Source organism: Acinetobacter sp. CIP 64.2 (genome assembly GCF_000369645.1).
Classification (GTDB): domain Bacteria; phylum Pseudomonadota; class Gammaproteobacteria; order Pseudomonadales; family Moraxellaceae; genus Acinetobacter.
This window is the reverse complement of sequence record NZ_KB850122.1, coordinates 1,915,608-1,928,828: the sequence shown is the minus strand read 5'-3', so window position 1 is coordinate 1,928,828 and position 13,221 is coordinate 1,915,608. Positions and strand designations below refer to the sequence as shown.

Sequence of the window (13,221 nt, the reverse complement as noted above, 5' to 3'; positions counted from 1 at the left end):
TTTTAATTTTTTAGATGGTTAGGTTAATAACAATGAAGATGAAAATTGTATTTGCAATGCTAATGAGTATTGCCGCAAGTTCTACTTTTGCAGCTCCAAAAATCTATGGAGAAATTGATGTAAGTTTGGATTATTTGCCTGAAATAAATGCAAATTCATCTAATCGTGACGTATGGAAAGTGAACAGTAATAGTTCATTTCTCGGGATCAAGGGTGAGGAAAAATTAACCGAACATTTAAGTGCGATTTATTTAGCAGAATGGGCATTTTACGCAGATGGTGATAAAACAGACTGGTCGCAACGAAATCGTTTTGTTGGATTAAAAGATGACCGTTTTGGTGCAATTAAAGTTGGTAAACATAATACACCATTAAAGGATTTATCCAGCCCTGTAGATAGTTTTAATAACTATATCAGTAATAAAGCCGATATTACGGGTATTATGACGGGTGAAAACCGGGTCAATAATGTCGTGGTCTATGACTCACCTGAAATTGCATTGAATGGCGGTAATATCGAAGCCAGTGTTTTACTTGCAACAGGCGAGAGTCGAGGGATTGAAGATGACAAACGTGGCGGTGTAAATGTTGCGGGACGCGGTTTAGGAGATGCTTGGTCTGCATCGCTCAGTTATAGCCATCCATTATTTTTAGTGGGTTTAGGCTATGATAAGGCTATTCCAAGTGACTTTTTAGGACATGGTTTGTTGAATGCGGCAGAGACTGAAACCCAAGTGGAGGAGGTCTTCGCAGCTGCGAATACAGTCCGTGTCATTGGTCGTTTGACACCAATTGAAGGACTAGCTCTGAAAACGCTGTACCAGACCTCTAAAGTTGCGGATAAAAAAGGCAATGATCAGGCCGCGATGAATATTGATGATTCACAAGGCTGGCTGATTGGTGCTGAATATAAATTGCCGAATCAATCCAAATGGGCAGTGAAAGCTCAGTATAGCCAAAATTCAACCAGCTTTAAAAATGGTGAGTCAGATTTTGATGCGAAGCAATTACTGGTGGGTACCGATTATTCATTTAATAAGCAAGTGAAACTCTATGGTTATGCAGGTTATTCAACCTTTGAGCAGACGAGTGCGAAAGATAAGCAACCTGTTGTAGGCAGCGGTTTAGAATTTAAATTCTAAAAAAGTAAATATCAGCAATAAATAGGATGAAGCCATCCTATTTATTCTATAAAATGAGAGACTATTCTCGTTTTGAATAGATAAAAAATTTTGTTTTTGTTATCTAATTAATTGAAAAATAAAATAGAAAAAATTCACAATTATTTCATTTTTATCTAGTAAAGTGGTGTTATAAAACTGTCATGGACTGTGTGGATAGAAAAGAAAATGATTTTCGAAAATTTTAATATCTTTTTATTCAATAATATCAATTCCTTTGCTACGGAATTTCCTATTTTAGATAAGCTTGCCATTTTTTTTGCAAATGATTTAAATACGGTATTTATCGGTTTTCTGGTCTTTCTGTTGATGATTCAATGGAAAACCTATAGTCTTTTATTTACGAAAACATTATTGATCGTTCTATTTTCACTGATATTAAGTGATTTAATTGAGTTCTTTTATCACCATCCACGTCCATTTCAGCTCAATTTAGGACATAAGCTGATTGGCCATGGGGCAAGCTCTTCTTTTCCAAGTCAGCATACTTTAACGGTTACCATCATTGCATTTTCGTATTGGATGGCCGGATTTAAAAAGCTAGGTTTACTTGGCTTAGGTGTGGGCGTGATTGTGGGTCTATCTCGGATTTTTGTGGGGGTGCATTTCCCATTTGATGTTATGGGGTCATTTGTAATTGGCTTTTTCCTAGTTGTTGCAAGTAATTATGCTTTAAAAGAAATGACACTCAGAATAAGACGGATCAAACCGATTCGGTTGGTCGACTAGAAGTGATTTAGGTTGATAAAACCTTGTTACGCTAAAATGGGGCAATGCTCCATTTTTTATTGTCGTTTTATAAAAAAATTACTCGATAGTCCCAAGAGTTTACGCACTGTTTACGTTACTTCTGTGCTGGTCTCTACTAAGCTGATTCTAACCCTATAACTCGAGTGACCAGCGATGAGTGCTGTACTTGTTGAGATCAATCATCCATCTACATTTAAAAAGTTTATCCAGAGTAAAAATGACAAGATTGAAGGTGATGATATCTCTGTTGCCAAACATCAATTTTTAGAAGAAGTTGAAGCTTATTTAGAACGCTACCCAGATACACAACATATCGATATCTATTTGTGTGATTTGAATGGACATTTACGCGGTAAACGCATTGATATTGGTTGTCTGCGAAATCTGACCAAAGGTTGTTATTTCCCCTTGTCTATTTATGCCATGAGTTTAGAGGGCAAGGTCATTGAGGAAACTGGCCTTGGGAAATATATTGGAGAGCCCGATTATTTATGTGAACCTGTTTTAGGAACACTACAACCCCATGCGATTGAACCTGAAACGACTGCACAATTACTACTCAGCATGAAACAGAACATGCATCAAGATTGTTTATTCGAACCGCGCAACATCCTGAAAAAAATCAGCGCCCGATTGCATCATCAAAACTATTTTCCCTGTATTGCAGCAGAAATTGAGTTCTATTTACAGCCTTTGAACATGGCGGGGGATGTTGAGGAAACCATAACGCAATGTTTTGATATCAATACCTCTGACCATTATCAAAATGTGCTGAATGAGATTGAATGGGTTGCAAAGCAGCGGGGTATTCAGATTACCGGTATTGTCTCTGAGTCTTCTTCAAGTCAGTACGAGATCAATCTGCAGCATACGACAGAGATTTTAAAGCTATGCGATCAAATCATGTTGTTAAAAAGAACAATTAAGCAGATTGCCAATAGATATAATCTGCGTGCCAATTTTCTGGCGAAGCCTGAGATACATAAAGCAGGCAGTGGGATGCACTTCCATATGAGCCTTTTAGATCAGAATCAAAAAAATCTGTTTAGTTCAAATGCGGAGCCATCCGAAGCACTGTTAAAAGTCATCAGTGGCTTACTGTTATTTATGCCTGATTCAATGGCAATTTTAGCGCCAAACCTGAATTCCTTCCGCCGTTTCAAGTTCGGCCATCATGTACCGCTAGAGGCGAATTGGGGCGTTAATAATCGTAACGTGGCAATCCGCATTCCTTGTTCAGATCAAGACAATCAACGTTTGGAGTATCGGGTTGCTGGGGCGGACTGTAATCCTTATCTTGCGATTACAACCATGTTGATCGGTGCTTTGCATGGTTTAAGCCATCATTTAGCCGTACCGAAACAGGCACATGAGTTAAAGCTGCAAAGTGAGCACATACTGTTACCGACTGAACAAATGCAAGCATTGAGGCTATTGAAGGCGAATCGGTATCTGAATGAATATTTAGGCAAAGCATTTGTCGATGTTTGGTGTACCGTGAAGCAAGCCGAATATCAGAGTGTTTATAGCCAGATTACCAGTATAGAAAGAAACTGGGATATTTAGCAGGTTGTCGTTATTTACATTGGAGCCTGATAGGGTATGCGCTTAGCGGGACTCGAACCCACGTCGGTCGCTTAGGAGGCAACTGCTCTATCCAGTTAAGCTATAAGCGCATAATTTTATGATTATAAACAAAAAAGTGATTGCATAAGCAATCACTTTTTAATGAAACCGATCAACTGTTAAAGAGAAAAATAAATTTATGGAAAGCCTCTAGGGATAAATAAGTTAGCTAAACCAAAACTGACTATGATCAAGAGCAGAAAAATTATAAATAAAACTAATCTATTCTTTGAGATTTTATAAAACCTCTCTGGCGAAATCGGTGCATAAAGAGCCAGAATGAAAAATATAGGGACGAGGCACCCGGAAAAATAAACAAGAGCATCGGTAAAAAAAATTGAATTATCAATCATAGTTTTCTCTTATTTCGGTTGAATAAGCTCTAAACCAAAAAAAATGCCAATTTTTAGGAATTGGCATTTTATTACATTTTCTATTTACGCAAGACTTCCTCATCAAAAGCAGTTTGTAAATCTGATTTGATTTTAGGATTTGCTGTGGACTTTATCAGATTTGTCATTTTTTCTTTGTATTCATGATGACCCGCTTGATACATGAAAAAGTAATATGACCATTCTGAATACGGATGTTCAGGGTTGTTCTTTATCTCTGGCTTATCCAATTCAATTTTTATTAGATTAGCCGCAGTTTCATAACATTTCGGTAGATCTTCTTTTTTATCGAGACGATTTAGAAGTAAGCATTTATATTCTTGCTTATCATATGACGGATTCTTTATTAAAAGTTTTTCATTCAGATCTAATGCTTCATGATTCATTTCTAACTGAGTATAAACATTTATTAAAATCTTATTACGTTGTTTTTCATCAGAAATTGATTTGATTTTTGGAATGAGAGCTTTGAGCTGCTTATGAAAACCATCTACATCACCTGTTGTAATAAGATCTGTTGCCTGATTGTATTCATTTACAATTTCTTGATCTTTGGTGTTTAGTTTTGCAACCTGTTCTGAATTACTTTGTTTAGTTGATATATCTGAAGGTTCAACGCTATTTGCCGATTTGTTGCATGCTAAAAGACCTAAAGTGCAGAATATAAATACTGGGAAGGTAATATTTTTAATCATTTTACGGGCCTAGTTGCTGAGTTAAGGGTGAATTTAAAAGTAGTAGTTGGAGGCATGGGAATAATAAGGCCACCATCAAATTTAGCTCTATAACCAGCAATCAATTCAACGGTTACAAGTTGAAGATTCGGCTCAGGCAAGTCGATTGTACATGAACCTACTGGCTCTTTTTCTCTCGATGTATCCCAAAATCCTTGTCCAACACTTAATGCAATCTGGTTAAGTTTTTTCCCTTCGCGATAGACGTTAACAGTTCCGAATGGAAGTATTGCTGCATCATTTTTTAATCTTGGTGGAATCATAGAAACACTTATAAATAGCTTCCTTCCAGTTAAATTGTAGTCTAAAACAAAATCAGCTGTACCAGACAACACTTGGGACATTACACCTTTGGCGCTTTTTCTGTCTTCATCATAGGGTGTAACGACAGTTTTAAATTTAATATATTCAGTTTTCTGGCGCTCAATGTAGTAATTTTCGTATTTCCCTTTATCTTCATAAAAGTTGTCTGATATTGGTTGCTGCGACGTTGTCGTTGCAGATCTAGCAGATGCAGAGTTTGATGTCCCAGTGGAAGGACTATTGTCCTGCACGACTAAACTTTGTTTTGGTAGCAACTTACAACCACATGACAAAGAGTCATTGACTCGTGCTGCAGCTTTCCCAAAGATCTGCATGTGGGGATCGCCTGAGATGATCGTAGCAACAGTTTTATGCTTAGGGCATGTTGCTTTATCGCCAACGCAAGCAATAGGAATACCTTCAATCAGGAACATACTATTTCCTGATAAGACTTGCCCGCCGCCAGTAGTGGGGCAGCCGACGACAATATATGGAGTTGTCATAATATATTTTCCCTCTAAGTATTTATTGTCTGGGCATAATATCAAGCTGTATACAGAACATACTGTTTATTTTTATTTACAAGCGATAAAAAGTTAATTTAACCAGTCTTAAAAGTTATTCAAGCACTGGCTCAAAAACCTTTAATTTTCGCCCCGTAGTCGCTAAAAAACGAGTAGCTTCTCTTTTTTCCAGAAACTTAATTGCCCCGTCTTTTAGATCTGATGTGAAATACTCCTGAGTCAGCATGGCATTAATATCTGAATAATCTTGATAGTCCTCAACCATATTTTGTTGTATGTGAAGGTAGAGATTGCTTTTTTTATATAGTAACTACGCATAAGAATTTAACCCTTTACAGCCGTTAAAACGGACTATTAAGTTATTTAAGCATTATTGGCATTTTGTTACATTGGCCACAAACACTACAGCTGATTATCAGGGCGAACGGTCGAAAGCTAAGTTGCTGAAAAAAATGATTAATACAAAAAAACTGTATTTTGTATAATTGGCATTTTATTACAATATTGATAGGTAATTATAAATATTAGAATACTTATATCTTAAGCTGTGTCAATTGATAGGTAGAGGGGGATAATTCAGTTAATTGTCAAAATCCTGTCTTGTCAAAATACGGAAAAATAAAATTATATTTATCAATTGGTTATCTGGTTGGGGTTATGGGACTCGAACCCACGTCGGTCGCTTAGGGGGCAACTGCTCTATCCAGTTAAGCTATAAGCGCATAATTTTATGATTATAAACAAAAAAGTGATTGCATAAGCAATCACTTTTTAATGAAACCGATCAACTGTTAATCTTCAGTTTTACGATTTAAAAACTTATAGAAAATAAACATGGCGACGATCCAGATCGGAATCATCAGTACAGATTCTTTAAAGCCTTGTTGCCACATGATATACAGCACTACACCAATAAATGCCAAAACCAGATAGTTACTGAACGGAGACCATAACGCCGGGTATGAGGTCTTGATTTGTGCTGTTTTGATATGACGTTTGTATTTCAAATGGGTCAAGCTGATCATGGCCCAGTTTAAAACGAGTGCACCAACAACGACATACATTAAATGTCCGAGCGCATCTTCCGGCACAAAGTAGTTTAACAACACACAACCAAAGATCAGGAACGCAGAGAGCAGTACTGCTGGAACTGGGACGCCTTGTTTATTGGTTTTGGTAAAGACTTTCGGTGCATTACCTTGTTGAGCCAAGCCAAATACCATACGGCTATTGGCATACATTCCGCTGTTATAGACGGATAATGCTGCTGTCAGGATAATAAAGTTAAGTAAATGTGCTGCCCAACCAATTCCCATCTGACTGAAAATCATCACGAATGGACTTTTATCTAAGCCACCAAGATCGAGTTGGTTCCAAGGCACAAGTGATAAGAGAATGGCAAGCGAACCGACATAGAACACCAAAATACGAATGACCACTTGGTTAATCGCTTTAGGAATGGTTGTCTTTGGATCTTTGGCTTCTGCTGCAGCCATACCAATCAGCTCAATTCCCCCAAAGGCAAACATCAAGAAAGCCAGCATATAGAACAAGCCTTCGAAGCCATGCGGGAAAAAGCCGCCATGTGACCAAAGGTTGCTAAATGAGGCTGTTGAGTTGGCATCTGCAGTGAAGAGGAGGAACAAACCAAACAAGATCATGGCAACCACAGCAGTTACCTTGATGATTGCTAACCAGAACTCTGATTCACCATAAAATTTAACATTGGTCAGGTTTACTGCCGTAATCACGACAAAGAAAAATAATACAGACTGCCATGCCGGAATTTGCGGCCACCAGTAATTAATATATTTCCCTACAGCCGTTAGCTCAGTCATGGCGACAAGGATGTAGAGAACCCAGTAATTCCAGCCGGTGATAAAGCCTGGAAATTTACCCCAATACTTATAAGCAAAATGACTAAATGAACCAGCAACAGGTTCTTCCACAATCATTTCACCTAAGTGGCGCATGATGAGAAAAACAATCAAGCCGCCAATTGCATACCCCAAAATAATGGATGGTCCAGCAGACTGGATAATTTGCGCAGAACCTAAAAATAAGCCCGTACCAATCGCTCCACCCATGGCAATGAGCTGGATATGGCGGTTTTTTAGTCCACGCTGAAGTTGAGAAGAATCGTTGTTCAAAGGACTGAGCTCGACGAGGAATTAACGGGATTATTCTAATAGATTCAAAGATTTTCGCCTAGTAAAAGTACAGCAATCCCATGACTGTGAAGTTGTCTTAATAAGTTGTTTAAAATCATGTTGTTGCTTTTGTTTCTGAAATAGACTCGGTTTTATCTTGCTACAGTTGAACAGGGTTTTGTTTTTCCAGCCCGATAGATTTGCATTTATGCCATTGTTAAGCCTTGGAAATATACGCAATATAATGTACAGATTTTACCCATGATGACTGATCCAACAGTAATTGGTCGTATGGTATTTTTGGCTGCTGTGCAGTAACTTGAGACCTAAAATATCGCTGCACCAAGAACATGATAAAAGGATGAAATTGACATGAGCTCAGTACCGCAAATCAAAGTCCCAGCAACCTATATGCGTGGTGGAACAAGTAAAGGTGTATTTTTCAAACTGGATGATTTACCTGAAGCGGCACAAGTAGCAGGCAAAGCGCGTGATCAACTTCTCTTGCGTGTCATTGGGAGTCCAGATCCTTATGGGAAACAGATTGATGGCATGGGAGGGGCGACCTCCAGTACCAGTAAAACCGTCATTTTGGCAAAAAGCACCCAGCCAGAACACGACGTCGACTATTTATTTGGTCAAGTATCGATTGATCAGCCTTTTGTCGATTGGAGTGGAAATTGCGGTAATTTAACGGCTGCAGTGGGTTCATTTGCCATTTCAAATGGTTTGGTTGATGCAGCGCGGATTCCTGAAAATGGTATTTGCACAGTACGGATCTGGCAGAAGAATATTCAAAAAACTATCATTGCACATGTTCCTGTGAGTAATGGACAAGTACAGGAAACTGGTGATTTTGAGCTGGATGGGGTGACTTTCCCGGCAGCGGAAGTGCAAATTGAATTTTTAGATCCTGCCGATGATGGTGAGGAAGGGGGCGATATGTTCCCGACAGGAAATGTGGTGGATCAACTGGAAGTGCCTGAAGTCGGCACATTTCAAGCAACTTTTATCAATGCGGGAATTCCAACCATTTTTCTGAATGCCGAAGAGATTGGCTATCAGGGCACCGAATTACAAGATCAGATTAATGGTGATACCGCTGCATTGGCACGTTTTGAGAAAATCCGTGCCTATGGTGCAGTACAAATGGGCTTGATTCAGGATATTTCAGAAGCAGCAGCACGTCAGCATACGCCTAAAATTGCCTTTGTCTCCCAACCGAAAAATTATAGTTCATCTAGTGGCAAAGCGGTTGCGGCAAGCGAGGTCGATTTACTGGTACGTGCTTTGTCGATGGGCAAGTTACATCATGCCATGATGGGTACTGCTGCGGTGGCGATTGGAACAGCGGCAGCGATTCCCGGCACCTTGGTGAATTTAGCCGCAGGGGGCGGCGAGCGTGCAGCGGTGCGTTTTGGTCATCCATCTGGAACCTTACGTGTTGGTGCTCAGGCAGAGCTGATTGATGGCACATGGTCAGTGAAAAAAGCCATCATGAGCCGCAGCGCCCGTGTATTGATGGAAGGTTGGGTACGTGTACCGGGCGATGCTTTCTAATTTTTCATTCTAAATTTATTGCTAAGGCCTTCATTTGAGGGCCTTATTATTTTGAATCGAATAAAAACACAAACTCCTTTTTTTCCGATAAAAAGTGTTATGATGTCGACATTCTGACAAGTCTTGTCAACTTCCTTTTATCAAGATTTCCCGAGGCAATTGTGTCATCTATTTCTCAAGTTAATGCGGATGTTCTCATACAAGCTCAACAACGTATTCAACAAGATTTATTGACAGCATTGGCTGCATTTTCAATTCCAGAACCTTTAAAGGCTGCCGTTCATCATGCAGTAATGTTAGGTGGAAAGCGCATTCGTCCCGCACTCTGTTATGCAGCAGCTTCGTTACAGCCGAATCATAATTTTGCAGCGGCGCGTCGTGCCGCAGTTGCAGTTGAACTAATCCATTGCTATTCATTGGCACATGATGATTTACCTTGTATGGACAATGACTTGCTCCGCCGTGGCCAACCCACCTGTCATGTCGCCTTTGGTGAAGACACGGCTCTATTAGCGGGTGATATTTTACAATCGATGGCCTTTGAAGTATTGGGTAGCCGCTTGTTTGACGAACAAGGACAGGAAACCGAGGCTGCGATTGTCTTGAAGCAGGTACAGATTTTAGCAACCGCCAGTTCAAGAATGGTCTGTGGTCAAGTTCTTGATTTACAGGCAGAAGGGGCGGCTAAACAGGTAGATCAAGCAGAATTAGAGAATATTCACCGTAATAAAACAGGTGCATTGATTCAAGCAGCGATCATGATGGGGGCCGTAACCATCTTTGCAGGTACTGATCAGGCGATTCCAAAGTTACGCCAGTTTGGACAGAGCATTGGTCTAGCCTTTCAAGTGCAAGATGATATTTTGGATATTACGGCGAGCACTGAAACTTTAGGTAAAACAGCAGGCAAGGATGAGCAAATGCAAAAATCGACTTATCCTGCCTTAATGGGCTTGGCGCAGGCACAAGTTTATGCGCAAACCTTACATGATCAAGCTTTTGAAGCCCTCGCTTATTTTGGTGAAGATGCCAAAGAGCTCGTTGCGATTTCTCAATTCTTGCTCGCACGTAAAAGTTAAGCTAAGCGATAGTCCTCTACTTGATGAATAATAAATAACAATGGAGTGCGGTTATATGAATGATGAACAATTAGAACAACTTGCACTTGAATATGGACAGCAACTGGCTTTTTCCATTCAGTCACAGCCTTTTGGCCCAGATTGTGAGGTATTCAAGATCTGCGATAAGGTGTTTATGTTAATTGGGGCTTATTCGGGCAAGTTGCTGGTGACGATTAAATGTAAGCCTGAGAAAAGTCTGGAATATCTGGAGTTATATCCTTCAATTTCGGCAGGCTACCATATGAATAAGAAACATTGGATCTCAATTGCCAGTGGTCATGAAATGACAGCCGATTTGCTGCAAGACTTGATTCAAGATTCTTATGATTTAGTGGTGGCAAAACTTCCCGTTAAGACGCGAAAATTGCTCCAACAGCACTAAAAAATAAAGCAGCGATAACGCTGCTTTATTTTTTTCAGGAACAATGGGTTTAGTGTTTACCCATAATTCCACGAATGGCATTCAGCACATCGGCTGGAAGCACCACAGTTTTTGCGTTACTTGATTTAGAAAGATCCTGCATCGCTTTCACATATTGCTCACCGAGTAAGTAAGCCACAGGAATTTCTTTATCACCGACTGCAGTGGTGACCATTTCAATGGCGCGTTGTGATGACTCAGCAAGAACCACTTGTGCCTCTGCATCGCGACGAGATGCTTCTAAACGACCATCCGCTTCTAGAATTGCGGCCTGTTTTTCACCATCAGCTTTGGTCACCGTCGCACGACGTTGACGTTCAGCTGCTGCTTGAGCTTCCATCGCAGCTTGCATGGTGTGTGAAGGTTGAATATCTTGGATTTCAACCGTTTTCAAGGTGATGCCCCAATCTGAAATATCATCAGAAATCGCTGCTTTCAGTTTCGCTTTAATATGATCGCGAGAAGAAAGTGCATCATCCAAATCCATTTCACCTACAATTGAACGCAGTGAAGTTTGAACCAGATTTTGGATGGCCCAAGTATAGTTTTCAATTCCGTACACCGCCTTTTCTGGTGTGGTGAGATTGATATATGCTACGGCATTCATTACCAACACGGCATTATCACGGGTAATCACTTCTTGCGAAGGAATATCCAAAACAATATCTTTGGTGGTAATTTTATAAGCCACCTCGTCAACATAAGGAATGACAAAGTTTAGACCAGGACTCAACGTAGTATGGTATTTACCTAAACGTTGTACAATCCATTTATAACCTTGGGGAACAATACGAACCCCTTTAAAAATAGTAACACCGATAAAAGCTAAAAAAGCTAAAACAACAATCGTACCGACAGACATTAGAAACCCTCTTTGTGTTTATGACGTATGAGGTTGAACGACCAAATCATTACCCAAAATATCAACCACGCGAACGCGATCACCCACTTGTACTGGAACAGAACAGCGGCAATGCCATTCATCAGAACCTAAAACAGGCATTGAGAAGCGTACAATCAGTTGCCCATGTTCAAGTCCGGTCTGGATAACCATACCAACCTGACCAATGGTTGCTTCGCGAGGGAGCCCAGCTTTGGTTTTGTCAATAGACAGTGGTTTAATAAACTTGAACCAAAGAATCGTGCATAAAATAGATAAAATACCCCAAGTGATTACTTGGGTGGTAAAGCCCATCATGGGGAAAAGCCACAGTAAAATACAAACCATAACTGCTGCTATACCAAACCATAATGCAGCAAAAGCAGGCAAAATCAATTCTGAAAGAATCAGTAAAATCCCTAATACAAACCAGTGCCAAGGTTCAACTACAAATTCCATAGATTTGCTCGTCTCATTAAATGGAGTGGAGGTGAAAAAATATTCACTTTAAGCACTGTAGCAGATGATTATCTTGATGAATATACAAAGATTGTTTTTTTAGTTAGGAAGGGGCAGATGATATTTTTTTAAGATCAACTGCCCAAGATTCTAATTAGAATTTAGATTTTGGAGCTGGTTTCAGTGCAGCAGGAGAATTTTTAAACGTTGTGATCGCATTTTGGATTGCTGTGATCTTGGCTTGAGCTGCTTTTTCACCTTCTAAAATAGCTTCATTACTAGACTTAAGGTCTAATGCGCCAAGATGGCCAACTTTAGGTTGAATCACCACAGTGGCTTGATTGAGCTCTTCATTAATACTTTGTTGACCCATAATATTAATAGTTTGGTCTAATAAGCCCCACATGCTTAAAGGCTTACCTCCAACTGGACGAGCAGAAATATCGACGGCAATCACAATATCCGCACCCATATCTTTTGCAGTTTTAACAGGGATTGGACTGACCAAGCCACCATCTACATATTTGGTGTTGCCAATGACAGCAGGAACAAAGACATTAGGGATACTGCATGAGGCACGTACTGCCTGACCTGCATTACCTTTAATAAATTCTGCTTTTTTACCGCTGTCTAAACGTGTTGCAACTGCGGCAAAACGGATTGGGAACTGTTCAATCGGTTTATTGCCAACCTGCGTGTTGACGTAATTCTGAAGTTTCTGCCCCAGAATAATACCCTGACTATTTAAGGTTAAGTCACGCAAATCCGATTCTTGTAATTTCAGGGCGAGATTTTGCATTTGATAAGGTGTCTGCCCACTGGCATAAATACTACCCACAAAACTACCAGCACTGGTCCCTGTAACAATTTTTGCTTTAATCCCATGTGACTCTAGTACTTTAATGACACCGATATGGGCGAAACCTTTAGCACCTCCACCACCGAGTGCAAGTGCGATTACTGGTTCACGTGCTTTAATCGCCATCGTAGAGGGGGCTTTCTTTGCGGTTTGATCACAACCCAATAATGCGAAGCCAAGAATAGCCAAGCAAGACAGTCGAGCAATTTTCATATCGAATGCAGATAAAATGTACAAAAAAGATGGGCACATCAGAGCAGA

General features: G+C 39.9%; 13 protein-coding genes and 1 tRNA gene. 6 read left to right on the top strand and 8 right to left on the bottom strand.

What is annotated here, in order from left to right; translation table 11 throughout:
• Nucleotides 1-32 precede the first annotated feature (32 nt).
• The 3 genes from F895_RS02170 to F895_RS02180 all read left to right on the top strand — a co-directional run bounded on the left by F895_RS02170 (nt 33) and on the right by F895_RS02180 (nt 3,497).
• The gene (locus F895_RS02170) at nt 33-1,142 is read left to right on the top strand and encodes a porin (protein ID WP_005243936.1); all 1,110 of its coding nucleotides are present in this window, start codon (nt 33-35) and stop codon (nt 1,140-1,142) included.
• A 207-nt stretch (nt 1,143-1,349) separates the two neighbouring features.
• On the top strand, nt 1,350-1,910 hold the full coding sequence (locus tag F895_RS02175; protein WP_005243934.1) for a phosphatase PAP2 family protein: 561 nt from the start codon (nt 1,350-1,352) through the stop codon (nt 1,908-1,910).
• 174 nt (nt 1,911-2,084) lie between these two features.
• A complete protein-coding gene (locus tag F895_RS02180; RefSeq protein ID WP_005243932.1) occupies nt 2,085-3,497 on the top strand; it encodes a glutamine synthetase family protein in 1,413 nt (470 codons plus the stop codon).
• A 37-nt stretch (nt 3,498-3,534) separates the two neighbouring features.
• Here the strand turns inward: F895_RS02180 and F895_RS02185 are convergent.
• From F895_RS02185 to F895_RS02200, 5 genes are all read right to left on the bottom strand, one after another.
• A tRNA-Arg gene (locus F895_RS02185) sits at nt 3,535-3,607 on the bottom strand.
• A 383-nt stretch (nt 3,608-3,990) separates the two neighbouring features.
• On the bottom strand, nt 3,991-4,644 hold the full coding sequence (locus tag F895_RS02190; RefSeq protein ID WP_005243930.1) for a hypothetical protein: 654 nt from the start codon (nt 4,642-4,644) through the stop codon (nt 3,991-3,993).
• On the bottom strand, nt 4,641-5,489 hold the full coding sequence (locus tag F895_RS02195) for a PAAR domain-containing protein (RefSeq protein WP_005243929.1): 849 nt from the start codon (nt 5,487-5,489) through the stop codon (nt 4,641-4,643). Before F895_RS02195 ends, F895_RS02190 begins: the two co-directional genes overlap by 4 nt.
• A gap of 115 nt (nt 5,490-5,604) precedes the next feature.
• Nucleotides 5,605-5,775: a hypothetical protein gene (locus tag F895_RS20125; RefSeq protein ID WP_005243928.1), complete on the bottom strand. Its 171-nt coding sequence runs from the start codon at nt 5,773-5,775 to the stop codon at nt 5,605-5,607.
• Between the two features lie 526 nt (nt 5,776-6,301).
• Nucleotides 6,302-7,660: an amino acid permease gene (locus F895_RS02200; RefSeq protein ID WP_005243926.1), complete on the bottom strand. Its 1,359-nt coding sequence runs from the start codon at nt 7,658-7,660 to the stop codon at nt 6,302-6,304.
• Between the two features lie 372 nt (nt 7,661-8,032).
• On the opposite strand from F895_RS02200, the gene prpF reads away from it, so the two are divergent.
• From prpF to F895_RS02215, 3 genes are all read left to right on the top strand, one after another.
• The gene (gene prpF / locus F895_RS02205; protein ID WP_005243924.1) at nt 8,033-9,220 is read left to right on the top strand and encodes a 2-methylaconitate cis-trans isomerase PrpF; all 1,188 of its coding nucleotides are present in this window, start codon (nt 8,033-8,035) and stop codon (nt 9,218-9,220) included.
• A gap of 161 nt (nt 9,221-9,381) precedes the next feature.
• Nucleotides 9,382-10,299, top strand: coding sequence for a polyprenyl synthetase family protein (locus F895_RS02210; protein ID WP_005243922.1), 918 nt, complete (start codon nt 9,382-9,384; stop codon nt 10,297-10,299).
• Between the two features lie 55 nt (nt 10,300-10,354).
• Nucleotides 10,355-10,723, top strand: a complete 369-nt coding sequence (locus F895_RS02215) for an MmcQ/YjbR family DNA-binding protein (protein WP_005243920.1) — start codon at nt 10,355-10,357, stop codon at nt 10,721-10,723.
• A 49-nt stretch (nt 10,724-10,772) separates the two neighbouring features.
• On the opposite strand, the gene F895_RS02220 is transcribed toward F895_RS02215, so the two are convergent.
• The 3 genes from F895_RS02220 to F895_RS02230 form a co-directional block, all read right to left on the bottom strand.
• Nucleotides 10,773-11,624, bottom strand: a complete 852-nt coding sequence (locus tag F895_RS02220; RefSeq protein ID WP_005243918.1) for an SPFH domain-containing protein — start codon at nt 11,622-11,624, stop codon at nt 10,773-10,775.
• 18 nt (nt 11,625-11,642) lie between these two features.
• Nucleotides 11,643-12,101 (bottom strand): NfeD family protein, encoded by a 459-nt coding sequence (locus tag F895_RS02225; RefSeq protein ID WP_005243912.1) that lies wholly within the window; start codon nt 12,099-12,101, stop codon nt 11,643-11,645.
• 154 nt (nt 12,102-12,255) lie between these two features.
• Nucleotides 12,256-13,173: a patatin-like phospholipase family protein gene (locus F895_RS02230; RefSeq protein ID WP_010589833.1), complete on the bottom strand. Its 918-nt coding sequence runs from the start codon at nt 13,171-13,173 to the stop codon at nt 12,256-12,258.
• Between the last annotated feature and the right edge of the window lie 48 nt (nt 13,174-13,221).